This is a genomic window from Malikia spinosa (assembly GCF_002980625.1).
GTDB classification, from domain to species: Bacteria; Pseudomonadota; Gammaproteobacteria; order Burkholderiales; family Burkholderiaceae_C; genus Malikia; species Malikia spinosa.
Genome location: NZ_PVLR01000011.1, coordinates 85566 through 102734, shown reverse-complemented (window position 1 = coordinate 102734; position 17169 = coordinate 85566). Strand labels below are relative to the sequence as shown.

The 17169-nt window shown below is 66.8% G+C and carries 14 protein-coding genes; 10 read left to right on the top strand and 4 right to left on the bottom strand.

Features of this window, described 5'->3' with window-relative positions; all coding sequences use genetic code 11:
• Window positions 1–7: 7 nt before the first annotated feature.
• The 3 genes from C6P61_RS04130 (at window position 8) to C6P61_RS04120 (ending at window position 6682) form a co-directional block, all read left to right on the top strand.
• Window positions 8–3160, top strand: a complete 3153-nt coding sequence (locus C6P61_RS04130; RefSeq protein WP_105728656.1) for an MASE3 domain-containing protein — start codon at window positions 8–10, stop codon at window positions 3158–3160.
• A gap of 112 nt (window positions 3161–3272) precedes the next feature.
• Entirely contained in the window at window positions 3273–6089 is a 2817-nt protein-coding gene (locus tag C6P61_RS04125) for a leucine--tRNA ligase (protein WP_105728655.1), read from the top strand.
• 5 nt (window positions 6090–6094) lie between these two features.
• Complete coding sequence (locus C6P61_RS04120; protein ID WP_105728654.1) at window positions 6095–6682, top strand: LPS-assembly lipoprotein LptE; 588 nt, start codon at window positions 6095–6097, stop codon at window positions 6680–6682.
• On the opposite strand, the gene C6P61_RS04115 is transcribed toward C6P61_RS04120, so the two are convergent.
• Complete coding sequence (locus C6P61_RS04115; RefSeq protein WP_105728653.1) at window positions 6613–6915, bottom strand: DUF2917 domain-containing protein; 303 nt, start codon at window positions 6913–6915, stop codon at window positions 6613–6615. The genes C6P61_RS04120 and C6P61_RS04115 overlap by 70 nt on opposite strands.
• Window positions 6916–7098: 183 nt before the next feature.
• Between C6P61_RS04115 and C6P61_RS04110 the strand changes: the two genes are divergently transcribed.
• On the top strand, window positions 7099–8574 hold the full coding sequence (locus tag C6P61_RS04110) for an aminotransferase-like domain-containing protein (RefSeq protein WP_105728652.1): 1476 nt from the start codon (window positions 7099–7101) through the stop codon (window positions 8572–8574).
• Between the two features lie 18 nt (window positions 8575–8592).
• Here C6P61_RS04110 and rocF read toward each other — a convergent pair whose 3' ends face one another.
• On the bottom strand, window positions 8593–9543 hold the full coding sequence (rocF, locus tag C6P61_RS04105) for an arginase (protein WP_105728651.1): 951 nt from the start codon (window positions 9541–9543) through the stop codon (window positions 8593–8595).
• A gap of 47 nt (window positions 9544–9590) precedes the next feature.
• On the opposite strand from rocF, the gene holA reads away from it, so the two are divergent.
• Window positions 9591–10643: a DNA polymerase III subunit delta gene (holA, locus tag C6P61_RS04100; RefSeq protein WP_105728650.1), complete on the top strand. Its 1053-nt coding sequence runs from the start codon at window positions 9591–9593 to the stop codon at window positions 10641–10643.
• A gap of 64 nt (window positions 10644–10707) precedes the next feature.
• On the opposite strand, the gene C6P61_RS04095 is transcribed toward holA, so the two are convergent.
• Window positions 10708–11679 (bottom strand): AraC-like ligand-binding domain-containing protein, encoded by a 972-nt coding sequence (locus C6P61_RS04095; RefSeq protein ID WP_419889356.1) that lies wholly within the window; start codon window positions 11677–11679, stop codon window positions 10708–10710.
• A gap of 157 nt (window positions 11680–11836) precedes the next feature.
• Here C6P61_RS04095 and C6P61_RS04090 point away from each other — a divergent pair, with 157 nt between their 5' ends.
• The 5 genes from C6P61_RS04090 to C6P61_RS04070 are packed head-to-tail and all read left to right on the top strand — an operon-like array spanning window position 11837 to window position 16659.
• On the top strand, window positions 11837–13288 hold the full coding sequence (locus tag C6P61_RS04090; RefSeq protein WP_105728649.1) for an aldehyde dehydrogenase: 1452 nt from the start codon (window positions 11837–11839) through the stop codon (window positions 13286–13288).
• A 53-nt stretch (window positions 13289–13341) separates the two neighbouring features.
• Entirely contained in the window at window positions 13342–13629 is a 288-nt protein-coding gene (locus tag C6P61_RS04085) for a c-type cytochrome (protein WP_105728698.1), read from the top strand.
• Window positions 13630–13640: 11 nt separating this feature from the next.
• Entirely contained in the window at window positions 13641–14165 is a 525-nt protein-coding gene (locus C6P61_RS04080) for a hypothetical protein (RefSeq protein WP_105728648.1), read from the top strand.
• Between the two features lie 16 nt (window positions 14166–14181).
• The gene (locus C6P61_RS04075) at window positions 14182–15732 is read left to right on the top strand and encodes an FAD-binding oxidoreductase (protein ID WP_105728647.1); all 1551 of its coding nucleotides are present in this window, start codon (window positions 14182–14184) and stop codon (window positions 15730–15732) included.
• 42 nt (window positions 15733–15774) lie between these two features.
• Window positions 15775–16659 carry a SphA family protein gene (locus C6P61_RS04070; RefSeq protein ID WP_105728646.1) on the top strand — a complete coding sequence of 295 codons (885 nt, stop codon included), beginning with the start codon at window positions 15775–15777 and terminating at the stop codon, window positions 16657–16659.
• A 63-nt stretch (window positions 16660–16722) separates the two neighbouring features.
• Here C6P61_RS04070 and C6P61_RS04065 read toward each other — a convergent pair whose 3' ends face one another.
• Complete coding sequence (locus tag C6P61_RS04065) at window positions 16723–17103, bottom strand: rhodanese-like domain-containing protein (RefSeq protein ID WP_105728645.1); 381 nt, start codon at window positions 17101–17103, stop codon at window positions 16723–16725.
• Between the last annotated feature and the right edge of the window lie 66 nt (window positions 17104–17169).

Sequence of the window (17169 nt, the reverse complement as noted above, 5' to 3'; positions counted from 1 at the left end):
GCACCGCATGAGCATATTCGGCATTAGACAAGGCGATGTCCGTCAGCCAGACGAGGGCAAGCGCTACGAGCCATTCGGCTTATGGGTGTTTCTTGTACTGGCGCTGGTGATCATGGTGCTGGCGCGCCGCGAGCATTACCTGCTGTTTCACACGATGGCCGAGATCATCGCCATCATGGTGAACTTCTCGATCTTCTCGCTGGTCTGGACGGCGCGCCGTCAACTGTCGAACCACTATCTCACCTTGCTCGGATCGGCCTATGGGGCGATCGGTCTGGTCGATATCTTCCATGCCCTGACCTTCAAGGGCATGACCCTGCTGCCGGATGTCACGACGAATTATCCGACCCAGCTGTGGTTGATCGCCCGGCTGATCGAGGCGGTCGCAGTCGTGCTGGCGCCGCTGCTGATCCGGTGCCAGCTGGGTTTCCTGCGTCCGGCGCTGGCATTCGGTCTGGTTGGCGGCATCGGCGTGTTGTCGGTGTTCAAGGGCTGGCTGCCGCCTACCTTCGAGGATGGTGTCGGCCTGACGCCGTTCAAGATCGTCACGGAATACGTGATCATCGGCCTGACGCTGGTCGGCATGGTCTTGCTGTGGCGCCACCGTGATCAGTTCACGAAAAAAGTCTTCTGGCTGCTCGTGGGCTCGCTGTCGTCGGCGGCGATCACGGAATTCTGCTTCACCCAGTATGTCGATTTCTACGATTTCTCGAATGAAATCGGACATTACTTCCGCATTGCCTCCGCCGTGTTCGCCTACTTGGCGATCGCCGTCACCGGGGTACGACAGCCCGCCGAGCTGCTGATCGCCCGCCTGAAGCAGGAAGAGCGCAAGCTGCACGACACGAATCAGCAACTGCTCGAAACCAGCCGTCAGCTCACTCAGGCGCAGAGCATTGCCCATCTCGGCAGCTGGTATCTGGACATCCCGAACAACCGGCTCGCCTGGTCTGACGAGACCTACCGCCTGTTCGGCATCCCGCTGGGTACGCCGATGAGCATCGATCGCTTCTGGTCCTGCCTTCCAGCGGAAGATCTGCCTGCCGTCATCGAAGCCTGGAATGCCGCGCTGGCGGGTGCCGAATACGACCTCGAACACCGGATTGTCGTGGCGGGCGAGGTCCGTTGGGTCAGGGAGCGGGCCGAGATCCGGCGCAGCGCGACCGGCGTGGCGCTCGAGGGCGTGGGAACCGTGCAGGACATCACCGAGCGGATGCAGACCGAGCTGATCTTGCGTGAAAGCGAGAACCGGTTGCGCGCGATCATCAATGCCTCGCCGGTTCCGATGGTCATCAACAGCGGGTCGCAGGTCACCTATGTGAACCGGGCTTTCGTCAAGGTACTCGGCTATACCCTGGACGACATGCTCAAGCTGGAGGAATTCCGCGCCCAGGCCTACCCCGATCCCGACTACCGTCAGCAGTTGATCGAGGAATGGCGGTTTCGGCGCGAAATCTCGGTGCGCGACGGCAGCCCGTTCGAACCGATCGAAGTACGCATCTGCTGCAAGGACGGCAGTTTCAAGACGCTGCTGGCTGAATCGGCCATCCTGCCGGGACGCGACCTGCATCTGGCCACGCTGGTGGATATCTCCTCGCAGAAGAATGCCTTGACTCGCATGGAGTGCTTGCTCGAGACGGCCATCGACGGCATCCACATCATCGACGAAGCCGGCAACCTCGTGGAATGCAGTCCGTCCTTCGCGCGCATGCTGGGCTACCAGCAGCAGGAAGTCCTGGGCCTGAACCTCACCGACTGGGATACTGGCCTGCCCAGGGACCAGATCACGGCCGGGGTCCGTCGCCTGATGAAGCAACCGGCCGTCTTCGAAACCCGCCATCGCCGCAAGGATGGCTCGTTCTTCGACGTGGAAATCAGCGCCAAGGGCATCTTGCTCGACGGTCAGCATTATCTCTATGCCTCGAGTCGCGACATCACGGAGCGCAAGCGCATGGAGGCGGTGCTGGTGGTGGCCAAGGAAACCGCCGAGGCCGCCAACCTCGCCAAGAGCCAGTTTCTGGCCACCATGTCGCACGAGATCCGCACGCCGATGAACGGCATCCTCGGCATGGCACAGCTGCTGTTGTCGTCCACGCTGCCGGATGCCGAGCGCCTCGATTACGCGCGCATCATTCTGAATTCCGGCCAGATGCTGTTGACCCTGCTCAACGACATCCTCGACATGGCCAAGGTCGATTCGGGCAAGCTGGTGCTCGAGGCGGCGGTCTTTGATCCGGCACAGCTGCTGGGCGAGCTCAAGTCGCTCTTTTCCACATCGGCGCACAGCAAGGGGCTGGAGATCGAATTCCGCTGGCTCGGAGGGGCAAGGCGTTATCGCGGCGATCCGCATCGGCTGCGCCAGATGGCAACCAACCTGATCACGAATGCGATCAAGTTCACCGAGCAAGGTTCAGTCATCATCGAAGCCAGCGAACATGACGCACAGGGCGGCAAGACCCTGCTGAAGTTCGCGGTCACGGACACGGGCATCGGCGTTCCGCCCGACCGGCTGCCCCATCTGTTCCAGGCCTTCAGCCAGGCCGACAGTTCGATGACCCGCAAGTACGGCGGCACCGGCCTGGGCTTGTCGATCGTGCGCAGCCTGGCCCAGTTGATGGGCGGTACGGTCGGGGTGGAGAGCCAACCCGGCCAAGGGTCGTGCTTCTGGTTCCAGGTCTGTCTCGAGACGGTTGACGCGGTCGAGGACCGGCGCCAGGTCGCCCGGACCGGCGTCGCCAATCGCGACAACAGCAATCAGGCCGGAGACGAACGGCTGACGGGCCGCATCCTGGTGGTCGAGGACAACGCCACCAATCGCATCGTCATCCAGTCCATGTTGCGCAAGATGGGACTGGAAGTGGCGATGGCCGAGGATGGTCAGCAAGGCGTCGCGGCGGTGCAGGGCCAGGCCGCCTTTGACCTGGTCATCATGGACATACAGATGCCGGTGATGGATGGCCGCTCGGCCACCCGGGCCATCCGCGAATGGGAAGGCCGCGAGCAACGCGCGCACCTGCCCATCATCGCCTTGACCGCCGATGCCTATGCCGCCGATTGCCAGCAAGCCTTGGCTGCGGGCATGGACGATTTCCTGTCCAAGCCCGTCCTCTATGAGGCTTTGCGCGCTGCCTTGCTGCGCTGGTTGCCCAGGCGCAGCTGACGCCCCGTTTCGGGATCTGGCCGGCTGCCCCGGCGGCGTCATGAAGACAACGGCCTAAAATGCCATCCATTGACCGGGAAACACACAGCCGGTTTTTGTTGCCAATATCGCCATGCAAGACAAATACCAGCACCAAGAGATCGAACGCGCCGCGCATGCCCACTGGACGGCGGCTGACGCCTACCGCGTGAGCGAGGACAGCAGCAAGCCCAAGTACTACGCCTGCTCGATGCTGCCTTATCCGAGCGGCAAGCTGCACATGGGCCATGTGCGCAACTACACGATCAACGACATGCTGACGCGCCAGCTGCGCATGCAGGGCTACAACGTCCTGATGCCGATGGGCTGGGACGCCTTCGGCCTGCCGGCCGAGAACGCGGCGCTCAAGAACAAGGTGCCGCCGGCGCAGTGGACCTACTCGAACATCGCCTACATGAAGCAGCAGATGCAGGCGATGGGCCTGGCGGTCGACTGGTCGCGCGAGATCGCCACCTGCTCGCCCGAGTACTACAAGTGGAACCAGTGGTTGTTCCTCAAGATGCTCGAAAAGGGCATCGCCTACCGCAAGACCCAGGTCGTGAACTGGGACCCGGTCGACCAGACCGTGCTGGCCAACGAGCAGGTGATCGACGGCCGCGGCTGGCGCACTGGCGCGCCGGTCGAGAAGCGCGAGATCCCGGGCTACTACCTCAACATCACGTCCTATGCCGAGGAGTTGCTGCAGCATGTGCAGCTCGGCAACGAGGCGGCGACGCTCGACGGCTGGCCCGACAAGGTGCGCCTGATGCAGGAGAACTGGATCGGCAAGAGCAGCGGCGTGCGCTTTGCCTTCCCGCACCAGATCCGCGGTCATGACGGCAATGCCATCCAGGACGGCCATCTCTACGTGTTCACGACGCGCGCCGACACCATCATGGGCGTGACCTTCTGCGCCGTGGCGGCCGAGCACCCGCTGGCGCTGCACGCGGCCGAGACCAACCCGGCGCTGGCCGCTTTCCTCGAGGAATGCAGGCAGGGCGGCACCACCGAGGCCGAGCTCGCGACGCAGGAAAAGAAGGGCATGCCGACCGGCCTGCTCGTGACCCATCCGCTGACCGGCGAACAGGTACCGGTCTGGGTCGGCAACTATGTGCTGATGAGCTACGGCGACGGCGCCGTGATGGGCGTGCCGGCACACGACGAGCGCGATTTCGCCTTCGCGCTCAAGTACGGCATCGCCATCAAGCAGGTCGTTGGCGTTCCGGAGGGGGTGAGCCAGGGCGCAGGGGACGGAGCGGTCAGGCCGCCGCGCGACGAATCGGAGCTTGTGACTGAGGAGCGCGGCGGACTGGCCGCTTCGGCCCCGTCCGGCTTCAAGGTGTTCGATGACACCCGCTGGCAGGACTGGTACGCGGACAAGACCGGCGCGCTGGTGTGCGTGAACTCCGGCGCGCTCGATGGCCTGGGTTACAAGGCGGCGGTCGACAAGGTGGCCGAACTGCTGGGCGCCAAGGGCCTGGGCGAGAAGAAGACCACCTTCCGCCTGCGCGACTGGGGCATCAGCCGCCAGCGCTACTGGGGCACGCCGATCCCGATCATCCACTGCGCCCAGCACGGCTCGGTGCCGGTGCCGGAAAAAGACCTGCCGGTCGTGCTGCCCGAGGACTGCGTGCCGGATGGCTCCGGCAACCCGCTGGTCAAGCACGAAGGCTTCCACGCCGGCGTGACCTGCCCGATCTGCGGTGCCGCGGCGCGGCGCGAGACCGACACCATGGACACCTTCGTGGATTCGTCCTGGTATTTCCTGCGCTACTGCGACCCGAAGAACGCCGAGGCCATGGTGGCCGAAGGCGCCGACTACTGGATGCCGATGGACCAGTACATCGGCGGCATCGAGCACGCGATCCTGCACCTGCTCTACGCGCGCTTCTGGACCAAGGTCATGCGCGACCTGGGCCTGGTCAAGGTCGACGAGCCGTTCAAGAAGCTGCTGACCCAGGGCATGGTGCTGAACCATATCTATTCGCGCCGCACCGAGAAGGGCGCCAAGGAATATTTCTGGCCGCACGATGTCGAGCATCTGCTCGACGAGGGCGGCAAGATCGTCGGTGCCCAGCTCAAGAACGCGGTGGAAAGCGCCGACGGCTTGCTGCCGGTCGGCACCGCGATCGACTACGAGGGCGTGGGCACCATGTCCAAGTCCAAGAACAACGGCGTCGATCCGCAGGACCTGATCGAGAAGTACGGCGCCGACACGGCCCGCCTCTACACCATGTTCACCGCGCCGCCCGAGGCGACGCTGGAATGGAACGATGCCGCGGTCGAGGGCAGCTACCGCTTCCTGCGCCGGGTCTGGAACTTCGGCTACAAGCTGTCGCACACCAACTGGACCCAGGCGATCGAGAGCGTGGCACAGGCGCACAAGCTCAACGATGTCGCGTTCGGCAAGGAAGCCAAGGCGCTGCGCCGCGAGCTGCATACCGTGCTCAAGCAGGTCGACTACGACTACCAGCGCATGCAGTACAACACCGTGGTCTCGGGCACGATGAAGATGCTCAATGCGCTTGAGGGCTTCGACGCCGATGCCACGGCCGGCGGCCAGGTCGCGCTGATCGAGGGCTTCGGCATCCTGCTGCGCTGCCTGTACCCGGCGACGCCGCATATCACGCACCAGCTCTGGAGCAGCCTCGGCTATGCCGGCGAGCTTGGCGAGCTGCTCGACGCGCCCTGGCCCAAGGTCGATCCGGCCGCGCTGGTGCAGGACGAGATCGAGCTGATGCTGCAGATCAACGGCAAGCTGCGCGGTTCGATCCTGGTGCCGGCCAGCGCCGACAAGGCCGCGATCGAGGCGGCTGCCGTCGCCAGCGAGCCGGTGCAGAAGCAGGCCAACGGCGCGACACCGAAGAAGGTGATCGTGGTGCCGGGCCGCCTCGTCAACGTGGTGCTGTAACCCCGATGCGCGCCCCGACCTCGCACCCGCCATCCGGCTCGCTGCTGGCCGCCGATGCCGCGGCCTTGGCGGTTGGGGTTGACCGCCGCGCCTGGCTGCGGGCCGCTGCAGCTGGCGGACTGACGCTGGCGCTGGCCGGCTGCGGCTTCCGGCTGCGCGGCGCGCTCAAGCTGCCCTTTGCCAGCCTGCGCAGCAACCTGTCGGAGCACAGCGAGATCGGGCGCGAGCTGCGCGCCCAGTTGCAAGCCAGCGGTGTGCAGCTGGTCGAGCCGGCGCTGGCAGGCCAGTTGCAGGCGCCGGCCGAGGTCGAGCTGACGGTGCTCAACGAGCAGCGCGAGCGCGCCGTGGTCGGCATTACCTCGATTGGCCAGGTGCGCGAACTGCAGCTGCGCGTGCGCTTCAAGTTCCGCGTCCGCAGCGGCAAGGGCCGCGACCTGATTGATGATCTCGAACTGCTGCAGGAGCGCGACCTCAGCTACGACGAGGCACTCGTGCTCGGCAAGCAGGCCGAGGAAGAACTGCTCTACCGCGAGATGCAGTCCGACATCGTGCGCCAGCTGATGCGCCGGCTGGCAGCGATCAGGCCCGACTGAGCTGCAGCCGGGCGGATCAGCGAGTAACGAGCTGGTCCGGCGTCGGCTTCGAGCACCAGCAGGCCTTGGCCCAGGGTCAGGGTCTGGCCAGCCGCCACGAAATAGTCGTTCGGATCGCCCGAGCCAGTGATCCAGAGCCGGCCGCTCCAGACTCGCAGCCGCAGGCCTGGGGCGGCGCGCAGGGTCCGGGCCTGTCCGGGCCACAGTTCGATCAGGGATGGTGAAGAGGTCATGGGCGGGTTCCTTCCTGTATGGCTCCACTGTCCGCTGGCGGCACCAGGGCGCCAAGCCACAACACGGCCCTATTCGCAGCCTGTCAGGCCCGACGGCGCGCCGATCTGTGTAGTGCGAGCCGGTGGCAATCTGTACTGTGTGCTTCCTCGGGTTCCGGGCCTGGATTCGGCACAATAGCCCGCATGAGCAATCTGTCGCCCTCGGTCAAGACACCCCTGTATGCCCAGATCGGGCAGCGGATCGGGCAGATGATCGACGCCCAGGTATTCCGGGTCGGGCAGCGTCTGCCATCGCTGCGCGACCTGGCGTCGCAGAACGGGGTTTCGGTGTCCACGGCGGTGCAGGCCTTCCAGTGGCTCGAGGAGCGCCAGCTGGTGGTGGCCCGGCCGAAAGCGGGCTATTTCGTGGCGCCGCGCAGCCGCCGGCCGGCCTTGCCCGCGGTCAGTCGCCCGCCCCGGCACAGTCTGGTGCTGCAGCGCAAGAGCCGCACCGAAACCATCGCGGTGTTCCAGCCCCAGGGCCGGGAGGTGACCTTCGGCGCGGCCTACCCGGTGGTCAGCTTTGGTGGCGCCTGTCCGAAGGACCCCCTGTTCTTCGATGACGACCGCGTCCGCGTCGCGCTGGCGCGGGCCACCCGCATCCATCGCCAGAGTCTGATCGAATACAGCGACTCGCCGGGCACGCTGGCCTTGCGCGAGGCGGTGGCTCGGCGCGCCCTGCACCTGGGCTGCCAGCTGCTGGCCGACGACCTCATCATCACGTCGAGTTGCATTCATGCGGTCGGCCTTTGCCTGCGCGCCGTGACCAAGCCCGGTGACGTGGTGGCGCTGGAGTCGCCAACCCATTTCGGCTTCCTGGACTTGCTGGAGTCCCTGAACTTGCGCGTGCTGGAGGTGCCGACCCATCCGAAGCAGGGCCTGTCCTTGCCGGCCTTGCAACTGGCGCTGGACACGCAGCCGGTCAAGGTCGTGCTGTCGGTGCCGACCCTGTCCAATCCGCTCGGGGCGGTCATGAAGCACTCGGACAAGCGTGCCCTGGTGCAGATGCTGGCCAGCCGGCAGATTCCCCTGATCGAGGACGTGGTCTTCAACGACCTGCTGGCGGCGGACGAGCGGCGCAAGGCCGCCAAGGCGTTCGACCAGGACGGGGGTGTGATGGTCTGCGGCTCGTTCTCCAAGACCGTGGCACCCGGGCTGCGCCTCGGCTGGGTCGAGGCCGGGCGCTGGAAGGACAGCGTGAGCATGCTGAAACGGGTGCAGGGCGGCCCGACCAATGTGGTGCTGGAGCAGGCACTGGCCGATCTGCTGTCGCAGGCCGGCTACGAGGCCCGCATGCGCCGTCTCGGCGCCTTGATGAAGGACCGGCTGCAAGAGGCCCGCGGCCTGATCAGCGACGGCTTTCCACGTGGCACCCGGGTCAGCGATCCGTCGGCGGGCTATACCCTGTGGGTGGAGCTGCCCGGACAGCTCGATGCCATGACCCTGTTCCAGCGCTGCGTCGCCGAGGGCATCACCTTCGGGCCGGGCGCGCTGTTCACCGCGACCGATCGCTTTCGCCACTGCCTGCGGCTGAGCTTTGCCGGCGCCTGGACCGACGTGGAACGGCGGGCGCTGGCGCGGATCGGAGAACTGGCGCGGCACCAGGGCGATGCGCCATGAGCGGGATCGAGCGAGCGCTCAGTTCCCGCCGGCTTCGGCCCGCGCGCGTGGTCGCATCAGCGTGCTCTTGCCGAACAGGCTCTCGATCAGGTCGACCGCCAGCCGCGCGCTGCGGTTGCGCAGATCGAGCGCCGGGTTGAGCTCCATCAGGTCCAGGCTGGCCAGCCGGCCGCTGTCGGCGATCATCTCCATGCAGAGCTGGGCCTCGCGGTAGTTCGGTCCGCCGCGCACCGGGGTGCCGACGCCGGGCGCGATCTCCGGGTCCAGGAAGTCCAGGTCCAGGCTGAGATGCAGGTGGGTGTCGGCATCGACACCGAGCAGGGCCTGTTCCATCGCGTGGCGCATGCCGTGTTCGTCGATGTAGCGCATGTCGTAGACCTCCAGGCCCTGTTCATGCACCAGCCGCTTCTCACCCGGGTCGACGCTGCGGATGCCAAGCTGGCGCAGCTGCCCGGGCTGCAGCGCCGGCGCATCGCCGCCGCCCAGCCGGGTCAATCCGGGCGGTCCGAGGCCGCACAGGCAAGCCACCGGCATGCCGTGCATATTTCCGCTCGGCGTCAGCTCGCGGGTATTGAAGTCGGCATGGGCATCGAGCCAGAGCACGCGCAGGCGCCGGCCGCGCTCGCGGCAGTGAAGCGCGACCGCGCTGATGGAGCCGATCGCCAGGCAATGGTCGCCGCCCAGCAGCAGCGGCAGCCGGTCCTGCCGCAGCTCGGCCAGCACCGCCTCGTGCACGCGCTGGTTCCAGGCGATCACCTGGGCCAGATGACGGTAGCCGCCTTGCGCCGGCAGGTCGGGGTTGGCCGGCCCGGCCAGGTTGCCCTGGTCAAGCACCCGCAGCCCGCGCTGTTCGAGCGCCGCTTGCAGGCCGGCGACCCGCATCGCCTCCGGCCCCATCGAGGCGCCGCGCACGCTGGCGCCGATGTCGGTCGGCGCGCCGATCAGGCTGATGCAGGTTGAGCTGTCCATGCGGTTTTCCTCCGGGTGACAGGCCACTCTACAATCAAACGCACACCATGCAAGTCCCCGCCCTCCAATTACCCGCGCAGCTGCAGCGCGGGCTGAAAACCCTCTACACCCTGCACGGTGACGATCCGCTGCTGCAGCAGGAGGCGGCCGACGCGATCCGCGCTGCTGCACGCGCCCAGGGTCACAGCGAGCGCAGCGTCTTCACCGTCGCCGGCGCGCATTTCGACTGGAGCGCGGTGATGGCCGCCGGCGGCTCTCTGAGCCTGTTCGCCGACAAGCAGCTGGTCGAGATCCGCATCCCGTCCGGCAAGCCGGGCAAGGAGGGTTCGGTCGCGCTACAGCAGATCGCCGCCGGGGCGGCCGGCAACGACAGCATGCTGACGCTGGTGCTGCTGCCGCGGCTCGATGCCGCGACCCAGAAAAGCGCCTGGTTCGGCGCCCTCGACGCCCATGGCGTGACGGTGCGGATCGATCCGGTCGAGCGGGCCCAGCTTCCGGGCTGGATCGCGCAGCGCCTGCAGCAGCAGGGCCAGCGCGTCGCCGCGGGCGAGCCGGGCCAGCGCATCCTGGCCTTCATGGCCGACCGGGTCGAGGGCAACCTGCTGGCCGCGCACCAGGAGATCCAGAAGCTGGCGCTGCTTTACCCGCAGGGCGAGCTCAACTTCGAGCAGGTCGAGAGCGCGGTGCTCAATGTCGCGCGCTACGACCCGTTCAAACTGGCCGAGGCCGTGCTCGACGGCCAGCCGGCGCGGGTGCAGCGCATGCTCGACGGCCTGCAGGCCGAGGGCGAGGCCGCCGTGCTGGTGCACTGGGCGCTGGCCGACGATATCCGGGCCCTGAACCGCGTCAAGCGCGCGGTCGCCGACGGCCGGCCGCTGCCGATGGTGCTGCGTGAGCAGCGGGTCTGGGGCGCGAAGGAAAAGCGCTTCGAGCGCGTGCTGCCGCGCCTGGGTCCGGCCCAGCTTGCGCAGTGGCTGCAGGACGCGCACAAGGTCGACGGCATCGTCAAGGGACTCAAGGACGCCGACTGGCCGGCCGACCCCTGGCAGGCGCTGCACCGGCTGGCGCTGGCGGTCTGCCGCGGCTGCGCGGCGCGTTAGCCGGCGGTCGCGCGCCAGTCTGGGGTAGCCTGGGCGTTGCGCGCGCGCCAGCGGCTGACGGCTCTCAGTGCGGCAGCAAACCCGCTGCCAGCGAGGCGGCGCGAAAATCGCTCGGCGACAGCCCGGCATGCTCGCGGAACACGCGGCTGAAATGGGCGCCGTTGTTGAAACCCCAGGAAAACGCGATGTCGGTGATCGTGCGCGGCTGGTACTGGGGATTGCGCAGGTCGCGCATGCAGGCCTGCAGCCGGCGCTGCAGGATGAACTGGGCCAGCGTGACTTCCTCGTCGGAAAAAGCCTGGTGCAGATGGCGCTTGCTGCACCTGAGCACCTCGGCAATCCGGTCGATCGACAGCGCCGGGTCGCGCAAATGCTGGCCGATGTAGTCGCGAATCCGGTCCTTGAACGCCTCGCGCTGGGTCGCGCCATTGCCCCGGCCTGCCAGCTCCTGCAGCGACAGCCGCACCATTTCCAGGATCAGGTCGCCAGCACCGCGCGCGGCCTCGGGCGTCATGCTCGGCAGCTCCTGGTAGGTATGGCGCATGGCCTCGAGCGCCACCCGTGAGATGCCGCTGGCCCCGCCCACATGCCGGCCCATCAGCGGGTCGAGCCGCAGGCCGCGCTCGATCAGCTGCTCCTTGGGCAGCATCACGATCAGGTGCTGCGAACGCTCGGGGTTGGCGACTTCGTAGCTGCCGGTGGTGTCGTAGATGGCCCAGCCACCGGGCCTGACCCAGGCCTGGCGGCCATGCTGCTCGACGGCGGCATTGCCTTCCCAGGGCGCGATGATCTTGAGGTAGCTGGCCTCGCTGGCACGCGCCAGTCCGGGGCTGCGGATCACGCGGTGGCGGTTGGCATCGAGCCGGGTCATCAGCACGTCGCCAGCGCGCGCATTGCTCAGATGGCCGTCGAATACCTCGGCGCCGTACAGGTCGGACTCCAGCCCGAAGAACAGCGTCGACATCCAGTCGCGCCAAGCCTGGGCCCGTTCGTTCGACGGGAGCTCATCGGTGGAAAGGATGGAGCCGGTCATCATTTTTTCATTATCCGCCGGACCCGGCGCAGCGGCAAGCCGGTGCATTCCCTAGCGGCCTTGCGCTGTCAGTCAAGACTTTTGTGCACTCCAGGACAAGCCGGTTCGGCCCTGCCTTCCTACCATTCGGTCCTCTTCAGATTTTTCCGGGACGAACGAAATGAACGAAATCCAGATGCTGATCGGTGGCCAGCAGCGGGCTGCATCGAACGGCGTGACCTTCGAACGCCGCAATCCGCTCGACCACAGCGTGGCCACGCGGGCCCCGGCCGCGACGGTCGCCGATGCCCAGGCCGCCGTCGAGGCGGCGGCCCAGGCCTTCCCGGCCTGGGCCGCCATGGGTCCGGGCGAACGCCGCGGCCTGCTGATGAAGGCCTCGCAGTCGCTGGCAGCCAAGGCCGATGCCTTCGTCGCCGCGATGGCGACCGAGACCGGCGCCTCCGGCATCTGGGCCGGCTTCAATGTCCATCTGGCGGCCGACATGTTGCTGGAAGCCGCAGCCCTGACAACCCAGATCAGCGGCCAGGTGATTCCGTCGAATGTGCCGGGCAACGTTGCCATGGCTGTGCGCCAGCCGGCTGGCGTGGTGCTGGGCATCGCGCCCTGGAACGCGCCGGTGATCCTGGGCGTGCGCGCCATCTCGACCCCGCTGGCCTGCGGCAACACCGTGATCCTGAAAGGCTCCGAGCTGTGCCCGGCCACCCACGGCCTGATCATCGAGGCGCTGCAGGAAGCCGGCCTGCCGCCCGGCGTGGTCAACTTCGTCACCAATGCCCCGGCCGATGCCGGCGCGGTGGTCGAGGCCATCGTGGCGCACCCGGCGCTGCGCCGGGTCAACTTCACCGGCTCGACCAAGGTCGGCCGGCTGATCGCCCAGACCTGCGCCAAGTACCTCAAGCCGGCCGTGCTCGAACTCGGCGGCAAGGCACCCTTCGTGGTGCTCGATGATGCCGACATCGACGCTGCGGTCGCCGCCGCGACCTTCGGCGCCTTCGCCAACTCGGGCCAGATCTGCATGTCGACCGAGCGCCTGATCGTCGACCAGGCCGTGGCCGACGAGTTCGTCGCCAAGCTGACGGCACGCGCGCAAAGCCTGCCGCTCGGCGATCCGCGCCAGGGTCCGGTGGTGCTGGGTTCGGTGGTCGACCAGGCTACGGTCACACGCTGCAATGCCTTGATCGACGACGCGCTGGCCAAGGGTGCCAAGCTGCTGTGCGGCGGCAAGGCCGACAGCACGCTGATGCCGGCCACGCTGCTCGACCATGTCACGCCCGCGATGGAAATCTACCGCGAGGAGTCGTTCGCGCCGGTCAAGGCCATCGTGCGCGTCAATGGCGTCGAGGAGGCCGTGGCCTGCGCCAACGACAACGAGTTCGGTCTGGCTGCCGCCGTGTTCGGCCGCGATGTCTCGCGCGCCTGGCAAGTTGCGGGCCGCATCGAGTCCGGCATCTGCCATGTCAACGGCCCGACCGTGCATGACGAGGCCCAGATGCCGTTCGGCGGCGTCAAGTCTTCTGGCTACGGCAAGTTCGGCGGCCAGGCTGGCATTGACTCCTTCACCGAGCTGCGCTGGATCACGATCCAGAACCAGCCGCGTCACTACCCGTTCTGATCGGGTCGATTCCGAGCCACTACATCACAGAGGAGAAGCAATTGATCAACAAGATGACTTCAACCCTAGGCCTGGCCCTGCTGGCACTGGCTTCAGTCCAGCCGGCCACGGCACAGTCCGTCAACGCGGGCCAGCAGTTCTACCAGAAGATCTGCGCCAAATGCCATGAGGCGGGCATCGGCCCCGTCATCACGGGCCGCGGTCTGCCCGCGATCACCTATGTCAGCATCGCGCGCAACGGCAACCGTGCCATGCCGGCCTTCCGCGTCACCGACATCGACGACGCGACGCTGCAGCAGCTGGCCGATTACCTGGCCAGCACCCCGGTCAAGAACCCGTAAGGAGAGCCGTCATGAGCAATGACCGACGTTTTGTCCTGAAAGGCCTGGCTGCGGCCGGCCTGCTGGCCGCCATGCCCTGGGCGCAGGCGAGCACCAGCGCTGCAGCACCGCTGGCTGATGCCGGCGTGGCCGATGCAGCGACCCGCGTGACCCCGCTGGTCAGCGGCAGCGCGCTCGACGCCGCCTTCCTGGCCGGCGTGCGCCAGGCCACGGCCCAGCCGGCGAGCAGCCTGGTCACCCCGCCGCTGCAAGGCCTGGAGGCTTCGACCTATCAGCAGCTCAACGCGCTGCTGAACGACGACACCCCGACCCTGCTGGTCGGACTGCTCGACGATGCCGCCGCCATCCTGGTGCTGGACCTGGTGCGCTCGGCCGGTGGCCGCGTGCTGTCGGCCGAGCCGCACCGGATCGGCCGGGACAGCACCGGTCAGCAACGGGCTGGCGCGCTGGGCCAGGCCCTGGTGGCCGGTGCGGCCACTGCCGGCCGCGGGCAAGAGAACGGCAACGCCTATGTGGCATTGCGCTGCGTGATCTGAACAGGAGCAAGATTCCATGAAAAGCAAATACCAGGCCCTGCCCAAGGGCGTGAGCGAGAACCGCTTTGATGCGGCGATCAAGAAGTTCCAGGCTGCCCTCGGCGCCGATCAGGTGCTGACCTCGGCCGATCATCTGCGCCCTTACACCAAGGTCATGATGTCGGTGCCCGATGCGCGGCACCAGCCGTCGGCCGTCGTCACCGCGACCAGCGTCGAGCAGGTGCAGGCCGTGGTCAAGATCTGCAACGAGTACAAGATCCCGGTCTGGACCATCTCGACCGGTCGCAACTTCGGCTACGGCTCGGCGGCGCCGGTCGAGCGCGGCCAGATCGTGCTCGATCTGAAGAAGATGAACAAGATCATCCACATCGACCCCGAGCTCTGCACGGCTCTGGTCGAGCCTGGCGTGACCTACCAGATGCTCTACGACTACATCGAGGAGAACAAGCTGCCGCTGATGCTGTCGTTCTCGGCGCCGTCGGCGATTGCCGGCCCGGTCGGCAACACGATGGACCGCGGCGTCGGCTACACCCCGTACGGCGAGCATTTCCTGATGCAGTGCGGCATGGAAGTGGTGTTGGCCAACGGCGACGTGCTGCGTACCGGCATGGGCGGCGTCAAGGGCGACAAGGCCTGGCAGGTGTTCAAGTGGGGTTACGGCCCGACCCTGGACGGCATGTTCACCCAGTCCAACTACGGCATCTGCACCAAGATGGGCTTCTGGCTGATGCCCAAGCCGCCGGTGTTCAAACCGTTCGAGATCAAGTTCGACAACGAAGCCGACATCAACGAGATCGTCGAGATGCTGCGCCCGCTGCGCATCGCCAACATCATTCCGAACGCGGTGGTGATCGCCGGCACCTTGTGGGAAGCCGCCACCTGCGGCGTGCGCCGCTCCGACTACATCACCGAGCCGGGCGCCACGCCGGACTCCGTGCTGGCGCAGATCCGCAAGGACAAGCATCTGGGCGCCTGGAACGTCTACTGCGCGCTGTACGGTTCGCCCGAGCAGGTCGAGGTCAACTGGAAGATCGTCACCGAGACCATCAAGCGCGCCGGCAAGGGCCGCATCGTCACGCAGGAAGAGGCCGGCGACACCCAGCCGTTCAAGTACCGCGCGCAGCTGATGTCGGGCGTGCCTAACCTGCAGGAGTTCGGCCTCTACAACTGGCGTGGCGGCGGTGGCTCGATGTGGTTCGCCCCGGTCAGCCAGGCCCGCGGCAGCGAGTGCGACAAGCAGTACGCGCTGGCCAAGAAGATCCTGAACAAGCATGGCCTGGACTATGTCGGCGAGTTCATCGTCGGCTGGCGCGACATGCACCACGTGATCGACGTGCTGTACGACCGCAGCAGCGAAGAGGAAACCCAGCGCGCCAACGCCTGCTTCAACGAGCTGCTCGACGAGTTCGAGAAGGAAGGCTACGCCGTCTACCGCGTCAACACCGCGTTCCAGGAACGCGTCGCCAACAGCTACGGTCCGGTCAAGCGTTCGGTCGAACGCAAGATCAAGCGCGCGCTCGATCCGAACGGCATCCTGGCGCCGGGCAAGAGCGGCATCAACATCTGATTCCGTTGGAGAGTCCCCCCTGCGGGGGGGCAGAGGAGACTTATGAAATTCAACACAACGAGCGCAGCGCTGGCCCTGGTGGCCACGCTGGCAGGCGGAGCCGTGCAGGCCGAAGGCCATTACGTGACCGGCGTCGAGGGGCTGCAGGGCTCCAGCGTGCCGCCGGCCGGCAACTACTACCTGGGCTATCTGGTCAACTACGACATCAACGGCTTCCAGGCCCCGGATGCCAAGGATGGCATCGGCGGCTCCGGCCAGGTCACTGCGCTGGCCAACCGCCTGGTCCACATCACCGACACCAAGTTGTTCGGTGCCGACTACGGTTTCGAGACCATCATCCCGGTGCTGCGCAGCTCGGTGAAGGTCGGCCCGCTGGACGCCAGCGACAGCGGCGTGGGCGATGTCTATGTCGGTCCGCTGGTGCTGGGCTGGCATGGCGCCCAATGGGATGCCGTGGCGGCTGCCGGCATGTGGCTGGACACCGCGTCCAACACCCTGGGTGACCCGACCTCGCCGGGCAAGGGCTACCAGTCCACCATGTTGACCGGCGGCCTGACCTACTACTTCGACCAGCAGAAGTCCATTTCCGGCTCGGCGCTGTTCCGCTACGAGTACAACGGCAAGAAGGACAACGGCGTGCGCCCGGGCGACCAGCTGTCGCTGGAGTGGGGCCTGGGCAAGAACTACGGCGCCTACTCGCTGGGCGTGGTGGGCTACAGCCAGTGGCAGCTGAGCGACGACAAGGGCGCTGGCGCCAAGCTGGGCAAGGCCGAGCGCCATGCGCTGGGCGCCGAGCTGGTGTACCCGGTCGCCTCAGCGGGCCTGTTCCTCAAGGGCGCGGCCTACAAGGAATTCAGCGTGCACGGCGGCAGCGGCCCCGAGCCCAAGGGCAATCTGTTCCGTTTGAGCCTGGTCAAGCCGTTCTGACGCAGCCTGGCACCTTGCCAATGAAGGGCGGATGGGGCTTGCGCTCCCTCCGCCCTTTGCGCTTCAGTCAAACGACGGCAACTCGGGCTTGTGTACCGGCTTGCCGGCAGCGGCCCAGGCATCGAAGCCGCCGGCGATCGACTTCACATTCAGATAGCCCATCTCCCGCATCGCAACAGCGGCCAGCGCGGCGCGACCGCTGGTCTTGCAATAGATCACGAAGCTCAGGTCGCGGCTGGCCAGCTGCGGCGAGCCGCTGAGCTTGAACTCCAGCAGCCCGCGCGAGGCGTGGACGGCACCGGGCAGATGGCCGGCAGCGAATTCCTCGGCCTCGCGCACGTCGAGCAGCACATCGGCATCGCGGATGGCTGCCTCGGCGTCAGCGACGGGGATTTCGGCGACCTGCGCCTTGGCGGCAGCGACCAGATCCATGGCGGTTTTCATGCGGCAAGCTCCTGTCTGGGAAAGGGTAGGGGGTATCTTGGGATTGTCTGCCAGCGATAGGTTCGG

Excerpts from the sequence above, each read along its gene's own strand:
- C6P61_RS04065 (WP_105728645.1), bottom strand. The coding sequence starts at position 17,103 with ATGAAAACCGCCATGGATCTGGTCGCTGCCGCCAAGGCGCAGGTCGCC.
- C6P61_RS04130 (WP_105728656.1), top strand. The coding sequence starts at position 8 with ATGAGCATATTCGGCATTAGACAAGGCGATGTCCGTCAGCCAGACGAG.
- C6P61_RS04090 (WP_105728649.1), top strand. The coding sequence starts at position 11,837 with ATGAACGAAATCCAGATGCTGATCGGTGGCCAGCAGCGGGCTGCATCG.
- C6P61_RS04095 (WP_419889356.1), bottom strand. The coding sequence starts at position 11,679 with ATGATGACCGGCTCCATCCTTTCCACCGATGAGCTCCCGTCGAACGAA.
- C6P61_RS04125 (WP_105728655.1), top strand. The coding sequence starts at position 3,273 with ATGCAAGACAAATACCAGCACCAAGAGATCGAACGCGCCGCGCATGCC.
- C6P61_RS04085 (WP_105728698.1), top strand. The coding sequence starts at position 13,342 with ATGACTTCAACCCTAGGCCTGGCCCTGCTGGCACTGGCTTCAGTCCAG.
- C6P61_RS04120 (WP_105728654.1), top strand. The coding sequence starts at position 6,095 with ATGCGCGCCCCGACCTCGCACCCGCCATCCGGCTCGCTGCTGGCCGCC.
- C6P61_RS04070 (WP_105728646.1), top strand. The coding sequence starts at position 15,775 with ATGAAATTCAACACAACGAGCGCAGCGCTGGCCCTGGTGGCCACGCTG.
- holA (WP_105728650.1), top strand. The coding sequence starts at position 9,591 with ATGCAAGTCCCCGCCCTCCAATTACCCGCGCAGCTGCAGCGCGGGCTG.
- rocF (WP_105728651.1), bottom strand. The coding sequence starts at position 9,543 with ATGGACAGCTCAACCTGCATCAGCCTGATCGGCGCGCCGACCGACATC.
- C6P61_RS04115 (WP_105728653.1), bottom strand. The coding sequence starts at position 6,915 with ATGACCTCTTCACCATCCCTGATCGAACTGTGGCCCGGACAGGCCCGG.
- C6P61_RS04075 (WP_105728647.1), top strand. The coding sequence starts at position 14,182 with ATGAAAAGCAAATACCAGGCCCTGCCCAAGGGCGTGAGCGAGAACCGC.
- C6P61_RS04080 (WP_105728648.1), top strand. The coding sequence starts at position 13,641 with ATGAGCAATGACCGACGTTTTGTCCTGAAAGGCCTGGCTGCGGCCGGC.
- C6P61_RS04110 (WP_105728652.1), top strand. The coding sequence starts at position 7,099 with ATGAGCAATCTGTCGCCCTCGGTCAAGACACCCCTGTATGCCCAGATC.